Genomic DNA, 18818 nt, shown 5'->3' with positions numbered 1-18818 from the left:
CAGGGGATATAGAGTGCCTCTTTCATAGAGGAATCCGCGAACCCCATGACCGGCACGAACCGCACCAGCGCTGAGCTTGATCCCCGTCGCAGGCGCCTGTTGTTTCGCGCCTGGCATCGTGGCATCCGCGAGATGGACCTCATCTTCGGCCAGTTCGCCGATACCGAGCTGCCGCATCTGGCGGACACGGAACTGGATGAATTCGAGCGCATTCTGACCGAAGACGACAATGATCTGTTCAAGTGGATCTGCGGCGGAGAGACCTTGCCGGATCGGCTGACCACGCCGCTCTTTGCGCGAGTCATGGCTTTCCGGCCGGAAGAGGCATTCGCATCTGCGATCGATACAGGCAAGGTTTGATGCTGACAGAAAACAAGACGGGGCAGGTGATCCCCGGTTTCGATCCTCMAAAAGTGCTTGCGGATGCGAAAAGCTTCACGATCGGAAATGTCCCTGCCGGCGTCGACGCGCTGCTGCTTGCCGAACTGGCGCAATCCGGGGCGCCGATCGCCTATGTTCTCTCCGACGGCCAGCATATTTCCGATCTTGAGCAGATGCTCGCCTTCCACGCGCCGGAAATTCCGGTGCTGAGCCTGCCGGGCTGGGACTGCCTGCCCTATGACCGCGTCTCGCCCGGCACCGATGTCTCCGCCCGGAGACTTTCGGCGCTGTCCGGCCTGATCAGCCACGCCAGGAATCCGCATCCGGCGATCCTGCTGACAACGGCCAATGCGCTGCTGCAGAAGCTGCCGCCGCGCGAGGCGATTGCCGCCATGGGCTTTTCGGCCAAGCCCGGCCAGACGATGCGGATGGATGACATTGCCTCGCGGCTGGAACGCAACGGCTTCGACCGTACCGATACCGTGCGCGAAGTCGGCGAATTTGCGGTGCGCGGCGGCATTCTCGACGTGTTCATGCCTGGTGAGGAACAGCCGTTCCGGCTGGATTTCTTCGGCGACACGCTGGAGACGATCCGTTCCTTCGATCCCTTGACGCAGCGCACGACGGGAAAGGTGCGTTCGCTGGAGCTCAATCCAATGAGCGAAGTGTCGCTCAATCCGGACATGATCAGCCGTTTCCGGCGGAACTACCTGACCATGTTCGGCGCGGCGACGCGCGACGATGCGCTCTATCACGCCATTTCCGAAAGCCGCCGCTTTGCTGGCATGGAACATTGGCTGCCGCTCTATTACGAGACGCTCGAAACCCTGTTCGACTATCTCGGCGCCTTCCGTATCCTGACCGACCATACGCTGCAGGAAGCGGCGGTCGAGCGCTTCAAGCTGATCACCGATTATTATGAGGCGCGGCTGGAAAGCGGCAAGCCACACAAGGGCATGACGCAGGGCGCGCCTTACAAACCGGTGCCGCCCGACCAGCTCTATCTTTCCGATGAACAGGTGAAACTGGCGCTCGCCGAAAAGGGCGCGATCCGTGTCACCCCGTTCAACGAGCATGAGGGCGAGGCGCGCAAGGTCGTAGTACTTGAAGCGCGGCCCGGCATGCGCTGGGCGCGCGCCGGCGAGCAGCAGGGCGAAGAGCGGGTCAACGTCTTCACCGCCGCCGTCAAGCACATTGCCGACCATCGCGCCAAGGGCGACAAGGTGGTGATATCAGGCTGGTCCGAAGGTTCGCTCGACCGCCTGCTGCAGGTGCTGGCCGAGCATGGGCTGGAACGCGTCGTTCCAGTCGAGAAACTTGCCGATGCGATAAAGCTCAAAGCCGGCGAGGCGGCCTCGACGGTGCTGTCACTCGAAAGCGGCTTCGAGACGGGAAAACTCATCGTTATCGGCGAGCAGGATATTCTGGGCGACAGACTTGTCCGTCGCGCCAAGCGCAAGCGCCGCTCGGCCGATTTCATCTCCGAAGCCTCGTCGATCGACGAAGGCTCGATCGTCGTTCATGCCGAGCACGGCATCGGCAAGTTCATGGGCCTGGTGACGATCGAGGCGGCCGGCGCGCCCAGAGCCTGCCTGGAAATCCAGTATGCCGGCGGCGACAAGCTGTTCCTGCCGGTGGAAAATATCGAGCTGCTGTCGCGCTTCGGCTCGGACGCGACGGAGGTGCAGCTCGACAAGCTCGGCGGTGTCGCCTGGCAGGCGCGCAAGGCCAAGCTGAAGAAGCGGCTGCTCGACATGGCCGCCGGCCTGATCAAGATCGCGGCCGAACGCACCATGCGGCACGCGCCGGTGCTCGCTTCGCCCGAAGGGCTCTATGACGAGTTCTCCGCCCGCTTCCCCTATGACGAGACGGAAGACCAGGCCAGTGCGATCGAGGCGGCGCGTGAAGATCTTGCCGCTGGTCGGCCCATGGACCGGCTGATCTGCGGCGATGTCGGTTTTGGCAAGACCGAAGTGGCGCTGCGTGCTGCTTTCATCGCTGCGATGAATGGCGCGCAGGTGGCAGTCGTCGTGCCGACGACGCTGCTGTCTCGCCAGCATTTCAAGACGTTCTCCGAGCGCATGCGCGGCTTCCCCATCCGCATTCGCCAGGCCTCGCGGCTGGTCGGAACGAAGGAACTCAACGAGACGAAGAAGGAGCTCGCGGAGGGCAAGGCCGATCTCGTGGTCGGCACGCATGCGCTGCTCGGCTCCGGCATCAAATTCGCCAATCTGGGCCTGCTGATCGTCGACGAAGAGCAGCATTTCGGGGTCAAGCACAAGGAACGCCTCAAGGAGCTGAAATCCGATGTGCACGTGCTGACGCTCTCGGCGACGCCGATTCCCCGCACGCTGCAACTGGCGCTGACAGGCGTTCGCGAACTGTCGCTGATCACCACCGCGCCCGTTGACCGCATGGCGGTGCGCACCTTCATTTCGCCTTTCGATCCGCTGGTGATCCGCGAAACGCTGATGCGCGAGCACTATCGTGGCGGACAAAGCTTTTATGTCTGCCCACGCATTTCCGACCTCGAGGAAATCCAGATCTTCCTGCGCGAGGCGGTGCCGGAACTCAAGGTCGCCACCGCCCATGGCCAGATGCCGGCGGGCGAACTCGACGACATCATGAACGCCTTCTATGACGGCCAGTATGATGTGCTGCTGTCGACCACTATTGTCGAGTCTGGCCTAGACGTGCCGACAGCCAATACGCTGATCGTGCATCGCGCCGATATGTTTGGTCTCGCACAGCTCTACCAGATCCGCGGCCGCGTCGGCCGTTCCAAGGTGCGTGCCTTCGCGCTGCTGACGCTGCCAGTCAACAAGACGCTGACGACCATGGCCGATAAGCGGCTGAAGGTGCTGCAATCACTTGATACGCTCGGCGCCGGCTTCCAGCTCGCCAGCCACGACCTCGACCTGCGCGGCGCCGGCAACCTGCTGGGCGAGGAACAATCCGGCCACATCAAGGAGGTCGGCTTCGAACTCTATCAACAGATGCTCGAAGAAGCGGTGCTGGAGATCAAGGGCGATGAACAATTGCCCGACACCGGCTGGTCGCCGCAGATCGTCATCGGCGTGACGGTGATGATCCCGGAACATTACGTGCCGGACCTGCATCTCAGGATGCAGCTCTATCGGCGTCTCGGCGATCTGGAAAACCTGAAAGAGATCGACGGCTTCGGCGCAGAGCTGATCGACCGCTTCGGCCCGATGCCGCCGGAGGTCGAGGCTCTGCTCAAGGTCGTCTACATAAAGTCGCTCTGCCGCACCGCCAATGTCGAGAAGCTGGAAGCCGGGCCGAAGGGCATCGTCGTGCAGTTCCGCGAAAAGGTGTTTCCGAACCCGGCCGGGCTGGTCGCCTATATCGCCAAGCAGGGGACGCTGGCGAAGATCCGGCCTGATCATTCGATGTTCCTGGCGCGCGACCTGCCGAGCCCGGAAAAGCGGATGACGGCCGCCGCGGTGCTGATGACGCAACTGGCGGAGATTGCGGGGAGCAATTAGCATGCGTTGGAGAGCATTCCTTATCGGCGTTTTGTTGGGGAGTTCGCTTGCACCCGCTAAGCAAGCAACGAGTGCCGAAGTTCTCGATTATGATCGCGTCGTCCATCTTGATGCCGAGGCGCTGACTGAGTTTGGAATGAAGGATGCGTATGAGGAATTGATTCCCCTGTTTGCGGATCGCGGCGTTAAACTTGCTCCGCTAAAGGAGACGATCTCGGACGACCAGAAAACCTATTCCATCGCCGTCAATGATAAGCAATATTCCATATACAGCCCCGAAAACTTTGATCTTCTGTCAATAGATGCTTTGTGGGGAAGGTCGGCAGCCGGATTTTTCAAAGCAATCAATGACCAACTTGGATCAAAGCCGATCCGATTTTATGCCCTGTACGGTGGCAACGATCTTATGGGCATAATCCTGACGCCAGCGGAAGCCGAAGCGGCAAGAGCCGCTCTCGACAAGCCAGATGAGTGGCCTTACCTGCCCGACGAGGTCGGACCTTGGTATGGCCAATATCATGCCGTCACAGAGACGATGCCATGGTGGGTCAAAGTCACCCGTGCTCTGAAGCAATGATGCCTCGGCGTTGCCCGCACACTTCTATTCCGCCGCCTGCGTCTTCATCTCGGCAATCTGCTTGAGTGCATTGGCGAATGCCTCGACCGACTGCGCCCCGGTCACCGCATATTGATGCTCGAAGATGAAGCAGGGCACGCCGGTGACACCCATGCGCTGTGCATGCACGATCTCGCCCTTGATGAGGTCGAGGTCGCTGCCGTCCTCCAGCCGCTTTTCGACGGTGCGACGATCCATGCCCATGTCGGTGGCGATCTGCAGAAGGACGGCACGGTCACCGACATCGAGGCCATCGACGAAATTGGCCTTGAACAACGCCCGGGAAATCTTGTCCTGCATGTCATGACCCAACAGGCCGGCCCAGTGGATCAGCCGGTGGGCGTCAAGCGTATTTGGGAAACGCCTGGCTTTATCGAGCGCGAAGGGCAGGCCGATTTCGGCGCCCATCTTGGTCAGCATTTCATGCGAACGGCGCACCTGGTCGGCACCACCGATCTTCTTGGCAAGGTAGTCGAACGTGTCGAAGCCGCCCGGCGGCACGTTCGGTTCGAGTTGGTAGGGTTTCCAGGTAATATCGGCGCTGATTGTGTCCTTCACCTCGTCCAGCGCAAGCTTCAATCTTCCCTGGCCGAGATAGCACCAGGGACAGACCACGTCGGAGATGATTTCGATATCGATATGCTGCTTGTCCATGAACCCTACTGAACCCTTTTGTCCCACCATGTCTGGAACTGTGCGCCGTATAATGGCAAATAATCCGGATGGCCGATATAGTTCCATCGCGCAACCCACTGTTCACCGATGAAGAAGAGCGGGATGACATAATGGCCGTTGAGCAGCAGGCGGTCGAGCGCGTGGATGGCGGAATTGAAGTCGTCCGTCTCGCGCGCCGCGACGATCGCCTGGATCATCTGGTCGATATCCGGATCGGCGACACCGGCCATGTTTTCTGATCCCTGAAGATCACGTGACGGAGAGCCCCAGCGACCGGCCTGCTCGATGCCCGGCGACAGCGTCGCTGCATAGGTGCGGAAAATCATGTCGAAATCAAACGTCTGGCTGCGCTGCTGATATTGCGCATCCTCGACCGAGCGGATTGAAACTTCAATGCCAAGGGCTGCAAGGGTGCGCTGATAGGTCAGAGCGATGCGAGTCTGATCTGGGCTCTGGCAGAGGATTTCGAAGGTAAGCGGCGTGCCTTTCTGGTCCCGCATCTTACCATCCCTGATGCTGTAGCCGGCGGCGATGATCTGGTCATAGGCGTGTTTGAGCACCTTGCGGTCGCGGCCGGAACCGTCGGTGACCGGCAGCCTGTAGGTGCCTGCGAGGATTGCCGGATCGATCTTGTTCCTGGTTGCGCCGAGAAGAGCAAGTTCCTTGGCGCTGGCCGGGTGATCCTCGCTTGACAGATCGGAATTCTGCCAAAAACTTTCGATGCGCGAATAGGCATTGTCGAACAGCGTTCGGTTCAGCCACTCGAAATCGAAGGCCATCGTCAGACCTTCACGCAGCTTCTCATTGGCGAAGATCGGCCGGCGCGTGTTGAAGACAAGCGAATAGGTATTGGCCGGAAGCCGCAGCTTGAAGGCGTCCTTGACGACATCGCCGTGCTGCGCTGCAGGGAAATTGTAGGCGCCCTGCCAATTGTTCGGAGCGCCTTCCTTGTAGATATCGACTTCACCTTTCTTGAAAGCCTCGAACAGCGTGTTTTCCTCAAGAAAATACTCGATCGAGATCTGGTCGAAATTGTTGAAGCCGACCATCGAGGGCAGATCCTTGCCCCAATAGTTGGGATCGCGCTCGAAGAGGAGCTTTTCACCCGGACGCACCTGTTTGATACGATAAGGGCCGGAGCCCATCAGCGGCGTCAAAATGGTTTGATCAAAGCCGTCGACTTTCGTCGCGTGCTTCGGCAGCACCGGCGACAGTGCCAGAAGCAGCGGCAATTCCCTTGTGGCGTTCTTGGAAAAGGTGAAGCGGACGGAATGTTCGCCGAACTTCTCCATCTTTTCGACCAGCACGGTCTTGCCCGCGACCAGTCGCGTCGAGAAGGGCGGGGCGCCTTTATCGCGCAAGAGCTCGAAGGTGAAGATCACATCATCCGGCGTCACCGGCTGGCCGTCCGACCATTTCGCCTTGGGGTTCAGATTGAATTGGATATAGGTCCGCGCATCGTCCCATTCGACGCTCTCGGCCAGCAGGCCATACATGGTGAAGGGCTCGTCGCGTGACCGCATCAGCAGCGATTCGAACATGAGATTGCCGAGTTCCGGGTCCCAGAGCCCACGTCCCGTAGTGCGCTTGCCCTTGAGGATGAAGGGATTGAGATTATTGAACGTCCCCACCACGCCGAAAGCCAGCCGGCCGCCTTTCTTTACGTGAGGGTTTACGTAAGGGAAGGCTTGGTAACCCGCTGGCAGCGCCGGGTCCCCATGCATGGCGATGCCGTAGAGCGCTTCGCCGGCAAGCACCTGGGCCGGAAGGATCAACAGGAACAGGGCCACAAGCAGTTTCAGCACGGCAATCGACCTTGAAAAACACGAGTCACGCTTCGAGACTAGCAACAGTGCGGCATATATCCAACTTGTGGTGCGGCATTTCTGAAATATTCGTCGCGGCCTCAAAGAAAGGCTGGATATCTTGGAGGCAGCGATGTAACAGGAGCGCCAATAACGCGGGTCATGTATTTGCCTCAATTGACCGGCAGGAGGGCTCCGGCTGAACGGCCGGGAGCACTGGCCTCACAGAGATCAGGAGACGGGATAGAATATGAGCTTCACCATCAAGACCGCCGTGCGCGCGACCATCGGAGCCGTGGCCTTTGCGGCGACTGCGTTCACCATGCCGGGTTACGCTTCCGCTCAGCAGACGCCGCAGGGCTGGTTCAAGCTCTGCGACAAGCAGGATGACAGCACCGTCTGCTCGGTGCGCAACGTCCAGACCGCCAATACCGGACAGTTGATCACCGCCGTGGCGCTGGTCCTGGTCACCGGCAAGATCAACCGCAAGTTCATGCAGGTTTCGGTGCCGACCGCGCGCCTCGTCCCGCCGGGCGTGCTGATGCAGATCGATAACTCGAAGGGCAACAAGCTGGAATACGGCGTCTGCATGCCCGACATGTGCATCGCTGAAATGCCGCTCACCGACGCGATCATCAACAACATGAAAAAGGGCCAGGAAGTCGTGTTCACCTCGGTGAACTTCCAGCGCATGCCGAACCCGATCAAGATGTCGCTCGAAGGCTTCAAGGCGGCCCTCGATGGTCCGGCCATGGAGCAGTCCAAGATGGTCGAGACCCAGAAGAAGCTGCAGGAAGAAATGCAGAAGAAGGCTGAAGAAGCCCGCAAGAAGCTGGAAGAAGCCCAGGACAAGGCCAAGGCGCAGTAATTGCTGCCTGCCGGCAGTCTGCCAGCTTCGGATATTGGAACAGAAAAGGCCGCGATTGCGGCCTTTTCCATTTCAGGCGATATCGGATCTTCGCCCAGGCAACAGACCCGAATTCACATGGCAGTCAAGGAAAAGGGCCACGTCGCTTCCGACACGGCCCTTTCGATTTGCTGGCAGAGCGCTCAGCGCTTGGAGACGTGCACGTAGTCGCGTTGCGGCTCGCCGACATAGAGCTGGCGCGGCCGGCCGATGCGCTGGTCCGGATCCTCGATCATCTCGTTCCACTGGGCGATCCAGCCGACGGTACGGGCGAGCGCGAACAGCACGGTGAACATCTCGGTGGGGAAGCCCAGGGCCTTGAGCGTGATGCCCGAATAGAAGTCGATATTCGGATAGAGCTTCTTCTCGATGAAGTATTCGTCGTGCAGCGCGATCTTTTCGAGCTCCATCGCCACTTCGAGCAACGGATCGTCCTTATGGCCGAGTTCGCCGAGAACTTCATGCGTCGTCTTCTGCATGATCTTGGCGCGTGGGTCGTAGTTCTTGTAGACGCGATGGCCAAAGCCCATCAGACGGAACGGGTCATTCTTGTCCTTTGCCTTGGCGACATATTGCGGGATGCGGTCGACGGTGCCAATCTCGCGCAGCATGTTGAGCGCGGCTTCATTGGCGCCGCCATGCGCCGGGCCCCAGAGGCAGGCGATGCCGGCGGCGATACAGGCGAAGGGATTGGCGCCTGACGAGCCGGCAAGACGCACCGTCGAGGTCGAGGCATTCTGCTCATGGTCGGCATGCAGGATGAAAATGCGGTCCATGGCGCGGGCCAGAACCGGGTTCACCACATATTCCTCGCAAGGAACGGCAAAGCACATGCGCAGGAAGTTCGACGCATAGTCCAGATCGTTCTTCGGATAAACGAAGGGCTGGCCGATATGATACTTATAGGCCATGGCGGCGAGCGTCGGCATCTTGGCGATCATGCGCAGCGAAGCGACCATGCGCTGGTGCGGATCGGTGATGTCGGTGGAGTCGTGATAGAAGGCCGAGAGCGCGCCGACGCAGCCGCACATGACAGCCATCGGATGGGCGTCGCGGCGGAAGCCGGTGAAGAAGCGGCTCATTTGCTCATGCACCATCGTGTGGTGAACGACGCGATAGTCGAAATCCTTCTTCTGGCTGGCGGTCGGCAGTTCGCCGTAGAGCAGGAGATAGCAGACTTCGAGGAAGTCGCCGTGCTCGGCAAGCTGTTCGATCGGATAGCCGCGATGCAGCAACACACCTTCGTCGCCATCGATATAGGTGATCTTGGATTCGCAGGAGGCAGTCGACGTGAAGCCCGGGTCGTAGGTAAAGGCCTTTGCGGTTTTATAAAGGGGCGCAATGTCAATGACGTCAGGGCCGATGGTGCCGGATCGCACTTCGAGATCGACCTGCTTGCCGTCGATTGAGACAGACGCTTTCTTATCAGCCATAATTTCCTCCGTTCAAGGATAGGCAGGCAGCCAAAAGCTGCCATAATTAGAGTGGGCTTTCGCGGACGAATATCTGATAAACACAAAGAATTACCAGAGTCTGTTGTTGCGTTGCCGTAACGAGTTTTGGCACTGCAATAAGCGGAAATCAAAGAGAATCTTCTTCACTAGAATTTTAATCGATTGAACGCGCCGGTCACACCCAGTGCGCGAAAAATCGCATGAATCGCAGTTGCCAATTCCGAATCCGGGCTGCAGTCTCTCTGTTAAGAAATCGGGCGATTTCACGACATTATTATGACAAGCGGGCTCGCAAACGAAGCACAGCGGGAAGATATTGAATCGGTCGACGCGTTCGATCTCGATCTGCTTCCCAGTGCATTGAACCGGCCGGCACCGGTCGTCGATCGACCACCGAGAGCCCGTATAGAACAAGCCGTTGCCGTGGTGGTCATGCGCTCGCGCGCCTTCGCCTCGGATGGTTTCCAGCTGGAACGCGAGTTCGGCCATCTGTTCCACTGGACGCCGGTCTTTCTGGGAGCCGGTGCCGCGTGGTGGTTTGCGCTGGACCGTACGCCAGCCGTGGCGCCGACCTTGCTGCTCTGCATCGGCGCGGCAGTGACATGGTTGATCCTCGGCCCGTGGCGGCCGGCATTGCGTGCAATTGCCGCAGCCGCACTGCTGATGACTGCCGGCGCCTTGCTGGCCGCCTGGCAGACGGCGCGGGCCGACACGGTGATTCTCGACGGGCCGGTGACGACGACGGTCCGCGGGATCGTCATCGCGCGCGAAGTGGATTCCCGCGGTCGCTGGCGCTATGAGATCAACCTGGCCGAGACGGAAAAGCCGCGGCTGAAGCGGGCGCCGCAAACCATCCGGGTGACCTCGCTCGGCCATGATCCGCCATTGGCGATCGGTGCGACGATCGAGGGCAGGGCGCGTCTTTCACCGCCTTCCGGCCCGGCTCTGGCGGGCCTCAATGATTTCGCCTTCGACAGTTATTTCGATGGGCTCGGTGCGTCCGGCTTCTTCTACGGCAAGCCGAAAGCGTGGGCAAACGCGCCGCCCATCTCGCAGTCGCTGACCGACAAGACAATGCAGGTGATCGACTCGGTGCAGATCGACATCAGCGCGCGAATCCGGTCCATCCTGCCCGGAGACACAGGCGCTTTCGCGGCGTCGATGGTCACTGACGACCGGCACGCCATGTCGCAGGAAACGACAGAGGCACTGAGGCTCGCCGGCCTGACGCATATTATTGCTATTTCCGGGCTCAACATGGCGCTTGCGGCCGGTCTTTGCTTTGTCGGGCTGAGGCTTCTGCTCAGCCTGTCCCAGGAATTCTCGCATCGATGGCCGGTCAAGAAGATCGCGGCAGCCGGCGCGTTGGTGACGGTGACGCTTTATTATCTGATCTCCGGCTTTTCGGTATCGGCCGAGCGCGCCTATATCATGATGGCGATCATGCTCACGGCGGTATTTTTCGACCGGCCGTCGATCAGCCTGCGCAACATAGCGCTTTCCGCCATCGTCATCGCAGTCGCCTCGCCATCTGCGATGATCGGGCCGGGTTTCCAGATGTCCTATGCCGCCACGCTGGCACTTGTGACCGGATATTCCACGCTGCAGCGGCGAATGCAGTCCGTGACGCCGATCAGCGGAATTCCGCTGTTGCGCCGGCTGATGCCGGCTGCCCGCTTCATGGCCGGCGTGTTCATGACCTCATTGATCGGTGGACTGTCGACCGCCCTGTTTTCAATCGAATATTTCAATCGCATCGCCACCTGGGGACTGCCGGCGAACCTGCTTGCCATGCCCATCATCTCGCTCATCGTCATGCCGGCAGCGATTGTCGCGCTCTTTGCCTTGCCTTTCGGGCTCGAATGGCTGCCGGTTAAGGTGATGGGCTATGGGCTGGATTTCGTCATCGCCATGGCGAAATGGATCGCCGCCCAGCGTGGAGAATGGATCACCGGACAAATTCCCGCCTGGCTGTTTGTCGGCATGACTTTCGGCCTGATCACGCTGGCCATCATGCGCTCGCATCTGTGCTATGCCGGCGCCGTCGTCTGCATCGTCTTGCTGGCAGTGCATCTGGCACTTCCCGCTGCGCCGAAGCCAAGTCTCATCATCTTCGAAGACGGCAGCCTTGCCGGCATCGTCGACGGCGAAACGGCGGCCGTCAGCGAGAGCAGGCCCTCAGACTTCATCCTTCAACAGTGGCAAAGGGCGTTGAAAGTCAACACCGTGGTAAAGCCCGATGCGATTGCTGCCTCGAAAATAGGCGCGCCGACCACGAAGGCCGACAAGCGCCAACGACTGACTCAGGATGAGATCAACCAAGCCAAAAAAGATATTGCAAAGGCACTCGCCAAAACACCGGCCGGCCGCTTCGCCTGTGCGCAGAAACAGTGGTGCGTCGCGACGACCGCCAGCGGGCTGGTGATCATCATCGCGACCAATGCCGGCTTGACCGGGGCCGCCTGTGACCTCGCCGATATCGTTGTCACGCCGGCGCGGCTGAAATGGTCGGATTGCCGGTCGGGAGCTCAACTCTTCACCGGCCAGACACTACGCAAAACCGGTTCGCTCGAAGTCTATGTGGTTGAAAAAGGCGATGAACCGCCGACCGTCACTGTCGTCGGCGCCATGGACGGCAAATCGCGGGCCTGGATGCGGCATCGCCGTTATGACTGGCATACCGATACGTTCGCGGAAAACTGATGCCTGGGCGTCCAGACTCGCTTAGATTTCACGGAGCATCATCACGTCGCATTCCGCACCAGCCGGCAGCGATGTCGCCTTCGGCGGACGAATGACGAGCGCGTCGGAAAGCGCAAAAATCTTCATCTGCGAGGAATCCTGCTTGCCGAAGGACGTGACGCTGAGGACGCCGTCTGCGTTGCGGCTGGCTGTGGCGCGCAGATAGTCCTGGCGGTGGTCGTTGGCCGACAGGGGAGTCGTTGTCATTGCCATGCGACGCCTTGATGGCGCCTGGCGATGCGCCAGCTTGGCGATCAGCGGTTCGAGAAAGAGGAGGGCACAGACCATGCTCGATACCGGATTGCCCGGCAGTCCCAGCACATGCATCGGTCCAAGCGAGCCGACCATCAGGGGTTTGCCAGGCCGCATGGCGATGCGCCAGAAATCGAGCTGCATGCCGATATTCTTGAGCGCCGGCTGCACGAGGTCGTAATCGCCGACGGAGGCGCCGCCGAGCGTCACCAGCACATCCGCACCCGCTTCCACCGCCGTGCGCGCCGCACCGGCAATCGCCTCGGGTTGATCCGGCACGATGCCGAGATTGATCACCTCGGCACCAGCCGCCCGCGCGAGCGGCGTAATGGCGTGAATGCTCGACGCGACGATCTGGTGCTCGCCAAGTGCGCTGCCGGGCGGCAGGAGTTCGTCGCCGGTGGCGACGATGGCGACCAGCGGCTTGCGATAGACATCGAGGGCAGGGTGGTTCATCCCGGCTGCGACCAGGAGCCGGCCGGGATCAAGCACCAGCCCGGCCCGCAGCACGACGTCGCCTTCGGCAAAATCCTGGCCGCGCGGCCGGACATGCCGGCCCGCTTCGGGCGAAAAATTGTTTTCGATGAAGCCGCCGTCGATGACAGTGGCGTCTTCCTGCAGAAGCACGACATCCGCGCCCGCCGGCATCGGTGCGCCGGTGAAGATGCGGACGGCCTCACCAACTGCGACCTGTCCGGAAAAACCATGTCCCGCCGCCGATTCGCCGATCACCTTGAGCTTTTGTCCGACCGTCGTCACATCTGCCGAGCGAAGCGCGTAGCCATCCATGGCCGATCCATCAAAGGGCGGCTGCGTCAGCAGGGCCGCGACCGGTCTCGCCAAAACGCGGCCTTCGGCCGCCTTCAGTGGCACCGATTCGCTCGCCTCGGTAGGACGGGCCTTGTCGAGCAGGCGCCGCAGTGCATCTTCGACAGGCAGCAGAGTCATCAGTTTTCCAAGTCCGTGCGTGAAAAATCGCCTGACTTGCCTCCCGTCTTGCTCTTCAGCCGGATGTCGATGATTTCCATGCCTTTGTCGGCCGCCTTAGCCATGTCGTAGATGGTCAGACAGGCCACCGTGACGGCGGTCAGCGCTTCCATTTCGACGCCGGTCTTGCCTGTGAGTTTTGCCATTGCCTCGACCCGCAGTCCCGGCAAGGCCGGGTCGGGGACGATGTCGACCGAGACTTTTGACAGCATCAGCGGATGGCAAAGGGGAATCAGATCCGACGTCTTCTTGGCGGCCATGATGCCGGCGATGCGAGCCGTGGCGAGCACATCGCCTTTCTTGGCATTACCGGACAGTATCAGATCGAGGGTCTTGGGCTGCATGCGGACCGCGCCTTCGGCAACTGCCGTGCGGACCGTTTCGGCCTTGTCACCAACGTCGACCATATTTGCTTCCCCGCCGGCGTCGATATGGGTCAGGCGGGGCTCCATCGTCATTCCGCGGCAGCAGCGCGATCGAGGCCAAGAAGCGCGCGTGTCGCCGCCGTCACATCATCCTTGCGCATCAGGCTTTCGCCGACCAGGAAAGTGGTGATGCCGGAACGGCTGAGCCGGGCGCAATCGTCATTGGTGAAGATGCCGCTTTCACCGACCAGCAGCCGGTCGTCCGGCACCAGTTTCGCCAGCCGTTCGGACGTCGCGAGATCGACCTCGAAGCTGCGGAGATTGCGGTTGTTGACGCCGAGCATCTTCGAATTGAGCTTCAAAGCCCGCTCCGTTTCCTCTTCGTCATGCACTTCGACCAGCACATCCATGCCGAGTTCAAAGGCGGCATCCTCCAGCGCCTTCGCTTCGTCATCGGAGAGCGAGGCCATGATGATCAGGATGCAGTCGCCACCCCAGGCCCGGGCCTCGTAGACTTGGTAGGGGACGAACAGGAAATCCTTGCGCAAAGCCGGCAGCGCACAGGCGGCACGGGCTCGGGTGAGGAATTCCGGCGCACCCTGGAAACTCGGCCCATCTGTCAGCACCGAGAGGCAGGCTGCGCCGCCGGCCTCGTAAGCGTTCGCCAGTGCTGGCGGGTCGAAATCGGGGCGAATCAAACCCTTGGAAGGGCTCGCCTTCTTGATCTCGGCGATCAGGCCATAGTCGCCAGCCGCCTTTTTCGCCTGCAACGACTTCAGGAAACCGCGCGGCGGTTCGACGCCGGCGATCCTAGCCTTGAGCTCGGCGAGTGATACCGTCGCCATCGCGGCGGCGATTTCTTCGCGCTTATAGGCTTCGATCTTCTTGAGGATATCGGTCATGACAATCCCTCACGCATTCGAAACGACGATCAACCGCTCCAGCGCGGCCTTGGCAGCACCAGTTTCCAGCGAATGCTTTGCCATGGCGACACCTTCCATCAGGTTGGCAGCCCTGCCGGCAATGACGAGGGAAGCCGCGGCATTGGCGACAGAGATGTCGCGATAGGCATTCTCGGCGCCTTCGAGCACGCCCATCAGGGCGGCTGCGTTGTGGACACCATCGCCGCCGCGGATTTCCGCGAGGTCGATCTGCTGCATGCCAAAATCCGCGGGCGTCAGCGTGAATTCGCGGATATTGCCATTCTCCAGCGCTACCACGGTGGTCGGGCCGGTCAGCGTGATCTCGTCAAGGCCGGAACCATGCACGGCCCAGATATGCGTGGAGCCGAGGTTCTTCAGCGCTTCGGCGATCGGCCGCAGCCATTGCTCGGAATAGACGCCGAGCAGTTGCCGCCTGACGCCGGCCGGATTGGAGAGCGGTCCGAGCAGGTTGAAGATCGTGCGCGTGCCGAGTTCGATTCGGCTGGGTGCCACGAAGCGGATCGCCGTGTGGTGCCCCTGCGCGAACATGAAGCCGATGCCGGCATCGCGGATGCAGCTGCCGATCTGCTCGGCCGAAATATCAAGCTTGACGCCGAGCGCCGAAAGCGCGTCCGCCGTCCCCGATTTGGAACTCTGCGCCCGGTTGCCATGCTTGGCTACCGGCACGCCGCAGCCTGCGACGATGATCGAGGCGAGCGTCGAGATATTGTAGGTATGGGCGCCGTCGCCGCCGGTGCCGACGATGTCGACGGCATTTTCGGGCGCCTCGACGCGCAACATCTTCGAACGCATTGTGGTCACAGCGCCGAGAATCTCGTCGACGGTCTCACCGCGCACGCGCAGACCCATCAGCAGCGCACCGATCTGGCTTGGCGTCGCCTCGCCGGACATCATGATGTCGAAAGCCTGACAGGCTTCTTCGTAGGAGAGCGGATTGCCTGCGGCAACCTTGGCGAGGAAGGGCTTTATGTCCGCCATCGTTCCTCCTACCGGACCATGAGCTGGTTGACGAGCTGCCGGTTGACGCGGGAGCTGTATTCCAGTGCGAGTTCACTCACCATCTGATCGAAAATATCCTGACCGGCGCTGGCAGCGCTCTGCTTCACCTGGCTCGTCGTGTCGTCGAGCGCGTCGCTCTGCGGCGTGTCGTTGACCTCCGTGACCTGCAGCACGATCTGGCCGTCGCGGCCGGGCGCATTCGTGACGAAGCTATCCGGGCCGCCGAAAGCGGCGTTGACAGCCGCCGTGCCGAGCACGTCGTCCTGCGTGGTGCGCTTGATGTCGGATTTGTGCTCGACCGCAAGCTTGAGGCCGGTCGCAACATCGGCGATCTTGGCGCCGCCGGTGATCTGCTTGGTAACTTCCTCGGCCTTCTTTGCCAGCGCGAGCTTGACCTGTTCGGCGGTCCAGTCGGCGACGACCTTGTCCTTGACCTCTTCGATCTTGCGGTCCCGGGCCTGTGTGACGCTGTCGACCTGGAACCAGACATAACCGCCATCATCGAGCGTGAGCGGCAGAGGCTCGACGCCTTCATCCGTCTTGAAGGCTTCCGGCAGCAGCTTCGCCGGAACATCCTTGATCTCGTTGCCCTTCATGTCCTGGCCCTCGGAATCAACCGCTTCCAGAGTCACAGTCTTCAATTTCAGCTTCTTGGCCACTTCCGGCAGGGTAGAACCGGAGGCACGATCATCCTCGAACTTGTCATAGACGCTCTGGATGTCGTCATTGGCCTGGACCAGCGCCAGCTGCTTGCGGATGTCATCCTTGACATCATCCAGGGACTTGACCACTTCCGGGCGAATATTGGTGACGCGCAAGATGACCGGACCGAGGAGGCCGTCGACGACGGGCGTAACGCCGCCATCCTTGGCCACTGCGAAAGCGGCTTCGCCCATTTTCGGGCTCGGCATCTTGTCCTTGGTGAAGTCGCCGAGCAGCACGTCGGTCGGGGTCTTGCCCTGTTCAGTGACCAACTGGTCGAAGGTCGCGCTGCCCGCTGTCAGCTTTGCCTCAGCAGCTTCGGCCGAGGCCTTGTCTGAGAAGGAAAGCTGCTCGATGGTGCGCGTCGCCGGCGTGCGGTAGCTATCCTTGCGCTTGTCGTAGTCATCCTTGACCTGCGCGTCCGAGATTGCTGTTGGATCGGAAATATCCGCTGGTTCGAGCTTGACATAGGTGATCTTGCGAAATTCCGGCGCCTTGTATTTCGCCTTGTTGGCCTCGAACCACTTGTTCAGCACGTCGGTGGCCGGCGGCTTGATCGGGTCGATATTGTCCTTGGTCAGCATCAGATAATCGATGCCACGGCGCTCATTGGCATAGGTCTGCAGCGCATCGACGAGTGTCTTCGGAGGTTCGAAATCCTTGGTCAGCGCATCAGCGATCTGGGTACGGACCGCTTGCTTGTTGGCGATCTGGATCCAGTCGTTGACAGGGATCCCAACATTCCGCAACACCCCTTCCATCTGATTGCGACTGAAGGCACCGGTTTCGTCGTGGAAGGCCGGCTCCTGTTGGATCACCTGCAGCAGCCGTTCCTGGGACTGTCCGAGTTTCATATTGCTCGCCAGTTGATCGAGTGTGGCACCGGATATGAGCTGGCTGAGCACGTTGTTTTCAGCGCCGAGAGCTCTGGCCTGATCCGCCGTCAGGCGCATTCCGAACTGCTGTGACAGCCGTCCAAGTTCGTTCCTGAACGCGAACGCGAACTCGATATTCGAGACCTTCTGATCGCCCACGACGACCACGGCGTCAGAAGCAGAATTGAAGATCGAACTGTGGACGCCCCAGATACCGAACGCGCCGACGAGGAGGAGCATCAGCCCCTTGGCGACCCAGGTTTTCGCGGCCTTACGCAGTAGTTCGAGCATCTCTTCCCAAAACCTTTGTTCCTGGCGCGCGACAATCGCGCACGACAACATCGCCGTTCCCAGAGGAGCGGCGGCAGAGACAGTGCTTTTAGCGATTGGCGGGCAGGGGTGGCAAGCGCAAAGTTCCGATGTCGACAGGAAGCCGGCGAATAAAAAAGTATGACTTTTCAAAAATATCAGCTTTACAAAAATAATATCGTATGATTTTTCTTGAACTCGCTGCAGCTCGCAGCGATTTTTGGGAGGAAATCCATGACTTTCTTGAAAGCACTCGCGGGTGCTACGGCGCTCGCTGTCACCATGTTCGCGGCGTCTCAGGCGGCGGCCTTGACCGTTGGCTTCTCGCAGATCGGCTMGGAATCGGGCTGGCGCGCCGCCGAAACCACCGTCACCAAGCAGGAAGCAAAGAAGCGCGGCGTCGACCTGAAATTCTCCGACGCGCAGCAGAAGCAGGAAAACCAGATCAAGGCGATCCGCTCCTTCATCGCCCAGGGCGTCGACGCAATCTTCCTCGCCCCGGTGGTCGCCACCGGCTGGGATGACGTGCTCTCCGAAGCCAAGGACGCCAATATTCCCGTCATCCTGCTCGACCGCAAGGTCGACAGCAAACCCGACCTCTACCTGACCGCCGTGACCTCCGACACCGTCTATGAAGGCAAGGTCGCCGGCAAGTGGCTGGTCGACAATGTCGGAGCCAAGAAGTGCAACATCGTCGAACTGCAGGGCACGACCGGCTCGTCGCCGGCCATCGACCGCAAGAAGGGTTTTGAAGAAGCGATTGCCGGCCACGACAACTTCAAGATCATTCGCAGCCAGACGGGCGACTTCACCCGCACCAAGGGCAAGGAAGTGATGGAAAGCTTCCTCAAGGCCGAGAACGGCGGCAAGAATATCTGCGCGCTCTATGCCCATAACGACGACATGGCTGTCGGCGGCATCGAAGCGATCAAGGAAGCCGGCCTGAAGCCGGGCAAGGATATCATCGTCGTGTCGATCGACTCGATCCCGGATATCTTCAAGGCGATGGCAGCCGGCGAATCCAACGCCACAGTCGAACTGACGCCGAACATGGCCGGCCCGGCCTTCGATGCCCTCAATGCCTATCTGAAGGACAAGAAGGTTCCGCCGAAGTGGATCCAGACGGAATCGCACCTCTATACGCAGAAGGACGATCCGATGAAGATCTACAATGCCAAGAAAGACCTCGGCTATTGATCAGCCCTGATCGGCGTTTCGCCGGCGCTCTGTCGCCGGCGAAACGTGAAGACTTGCCATGACCGGCGCGCCGCGACGTCGAGCACATTTTATGCTATGAGT

14 protein-coding genes are annotated in these 18818 nt (G+C 60.4%); 6 read left to right on the top strand and 8 right to left on the bottom strand.

The features are described 5' to 3' along the window. The first annotated feature begins 45 nt into the window (after positions 1–45). Genes AC1DYF_RS11945 through AC1DYF_RS11935 form a run of 3 tightly spaced genes read left to right on the top strand, consistent with a single transcriptional unit; the run spans position 46 to position 4464 of the window. A complete protein-coding gene (locus AC1DYF_RS11945; RefSeq protein ID WP_477876950.1) occupies positions 46–360 on the top strand; it encodes an FAD assembly factor SdhE in 315 nt (104 codons plus the stop codon). Between the two features lie 26 nt (positions 361–386). Further along, positions 387–3887, top strand: a complete 3501-nt coding sequence (mfd, locus tag AC1DYF_RS11940) for a transcription-repair coupling factor (RefSeq protein WP_477877051.1) — start codon at positions 387–389, stop codon at positions 3885–3887. Position 3888: 1 nt separating this feature from the next. Then, positions 3889–4464 carry a hypothetical protein gene (locus AC1DYF_RS11935; RefSeq protein ID WP_477876949.1) on the top strand — a complete coding sequence of 192 codons (576 nt, stop codon included), beginning with the start codon at positions 3889–3891 and terminating at the stop codon, positions 4462–4464. A gap of 24 nt (positions 4465–4488) precedes the next feature. Here AC1DYF_RS11935 and AC1DYF_RS11930 read toward each other — a convergent pair whose 3' ends face one another. Together AC1DYF_RS11930 and AC1DYF_RS11925 are read right to left on the bottom strand one after the other, a co-directional pair. Next, positions 4489–5157, bottom strand: a complete 669-nt coding sequence (locus AC1DYF_RS11930) for a DsbA family oxidoreductase (protein WP_477876948.1) — start codon at positions 5155–5157, stop codon at positions 4489–4491. Between the two features lie 5 nt (positions 5158–5162). Continuing rightward, positions 5163–6980, bottom strand: a complete 1818-nt coding sequence (locus AC1DYF_RS11925; RefSeq protein WP_477877050.1) for an extracellular solute-binding protein — start codon at positions 6978–6980, stop codon at positions 5163–5165. 253 nt (positions 6981–7233) lie between these two features. Here AC1DYF_RS11925 and AC1DYF_RS11920 point away from each other — a divergent pair, with 253 nt between their 5' ends. Next, the gene (locus tag AC1DYF_RS11920) at positions 7234–7851 is read left to right on the top strand and encodes an invasion associated locus B family protein (protein WP_477876947.1); all 618 of its coding nucleotides are present in this window, start codon (positions 7234–7236) and stop codon (positions 7849–7851) included. Between the two features lie 182 nt (positions 7852–8033). Here AC1DYF_RS11920 and gltA read toward each other — a convergent pair whose 3' ends face one another. Then, complete coding sequence (gene gltA / locus AC1DYF_RS11915) at positions 8034–9323, bottom strand: citrate synthase (RefSeq protein WP_477876946.1); 1290 nt, start codon at positions 9321–9323, stop codon at positions 8034–8036. A gap of 297 nt (positions 9324–9620) precedes the next feature. Here gltA and AC1DYF_RS11910 point away from each other — a divergent pair, with 297 nt between their 5' ends. Next, positions 9621–12047, top strand: a complete 2427-nt coding sequence (locus AC1DYF_RS11910) for a ComEC/Rec2 family competence protein (protein ID WP_477876945.1) — start codon at positions 9621–9623, stop codon at positions 12045–12047. Positions 12048–12068: 21 nt separating this feature from the next. Here the strand turns inward: AC1DYF_RS11910 and AC1DYF_RS11905 are convergent, their stop codons facing one another. The 5 genes from AC1DYF_RS11905 to AC1DYF_RS11885 are packed head-to-tail and all read right to left on the bottom strand — an operon-like array spanning position 12069 to position 17501. Further along, positions 12069–13286: a molybdopterin molybdotransferase MoeA gene (locus AC1DYF_RS11905; protein ID WP_477876944.1), complete on the bottom strand. Its 1218-nt coding sequence runs from the start codon at positions 13284–13286 to the stop codon at positions 12069–12071. Continuing rightward, positions 13286–13783 (bottom strand): cyclic pyranopterin monophosphate synthase MoaC, encoded by a 498-nt coding sequence (gene moaC, locus AC1DYF_RS11900; RefSeq protein WP_477876943.1) that lies wholly within the window; start codon positions 13781–13783, stop codon positions 13286–13288. Before moaC ends, AC1DYF_RS11905 begins: the two co-directional genes overlap by 1 nt. Then, on the bottom strand, positions 13780–14592 hold the full coding sequence (trpC, locus tag AC1DYF_RS11895) for an indole-3-glycerol phosphate synthase TrpC (RefSeq protein WP_477876942.1): 813 nt from the start codon (positions 14590–14592) through the stop codon (positions 13780–13782). The genes moaC and trpC overlap by 4 nt, the downstream gene beginning before the upstream one ends. A gap of 9 nt (positions 14593–14601) precedes the next feature. Then, positions 14602–15612, bottom strand: coding sequence for an anthranilate phosphoribosyltransferase (trpD, locus tag AC1DYF_RS11890; protein ID WP_477876941.1), 1011 nt, complete (start codon positions 15610–15612; stop codon positions 14602–14604). 8 nt (positions 15613–15620) lie between these two features. Further along, positions 15621–17501, bottom strand: a complete 1881-nt coding sequence (locus AC1DYF_RS11885; RefSeq protein WP_477876940.1) for a peptidylprolyl isomerase — start codon at positions 17499–17501, stop codon at positions 15621–15623. A 252-nt stretch (positions 17502–17753) separates the two neighbouring features. Here AC1DYF_RS11885 and ytfQ point away from each other — a divergent pair, with 252 nt between their 5' ends. After that, the gene (gene ytfQ, locus AC1DYF_RS11880) at positions 17754–18716 is read left to right on the top strand and encodes a galactofuranose ABC transporter, galactofuranose-binding protein YtfQ (protein ID WP_477876939.1); all 963 of its coding nucleotides are present in this window, start codon (positions 17754–17756) and stop codon (positions 18714–18716) included. The last annotated feature ends 102 nt before the right edge of the window (positions 18717–18818 follow it).

Source organism: Rhizobium sp. P2_G9 (genome assembly GCF_056403475.1).
The sequence above is the reverse complement of the archived record's forward strand: the minus strand, read 5'-3'. Positions and strand labels throughout refer to the sequence as shown.

Bases quoted from the DNA above. Each gene is read 5' to 3' on its own strand.
- AC1DYF_RS11945 (WP_477876950.1), top strand. From the start codon at position 46: ATGACCGGCACGAACCGCACCAGCGCTGAGCTTGATCCCCGTCGCAGG.
- AC1DYF_RS11935 (WP_477876949.1), top strand. From the start codon at position 3,889: ATGCGTTGGAGAGCATTCCTTATCGGCGTTTTGTTGGGGAGTTCGCTT.
- AC1DYF_RS11930 (WP_477876948.1), bottom strand. From the start codon at position 5,157: ATGGACAAGCAGCATATCGATATCGAAATCATCTCCGACGTGGTCTGT.
- AC1DYF_RS11920 (WP_477876947.1), top strand. From the start codon at position 7,234: ATGAGCTTCACCATCAAGACCGCCGTGCGCGCGACCATCGGAGCCGTG.
- gltA (WP_477876946.1), bottom strand. From the start codon at position 9,323: ATGGCTGATAAGAAAGCGTCTGTCTCAATCGACGGCAAGCAGGTCGAT.
- AC1DYF_RS11910 (WP_477876945.1), top strand. From the start codon at position 9,621: ATGACAAGCGGGCTCGCAAACGAAGCACAGCGGGAAGATATTGAATCG.
- AC1DYF_RS11905 (WP_477876944.1), bottom strand. From the start codon at position 13,286: ATGACTCTGCTGCCTGTCGAAGATGCACTGCGGCGCCTGCTCGACAAG.
- moaC (WP_477876943.1), bottom strand. From the start codon at position 13,783: ATGACGATGGAGCCCCGCCTGACCCATATCGACGCCGGCGGGGAAGCA.
- trpC (WP_477876942.1), bottom strand. From the start codon at position 14,592: ATGACCGATATCCTCAAGAAGATCGAAGCCTATAAGCGCGAAGAAATC.
- trpD (WP_477876941.1), bottom strand. From the start codon at position 15,612: ATGGCGGACATAAAGCCCTTCCTCGCCAAGGTTGCCGCAGGCAATCCG.
- AC1DYF_RS11885 (WP_477876940.1), bottom strand. From the start codon at position 17,501: ATGCTCGAACTACTGCGTAAGGCCGCGAAAACCTGGGTCGCCAAGGGG.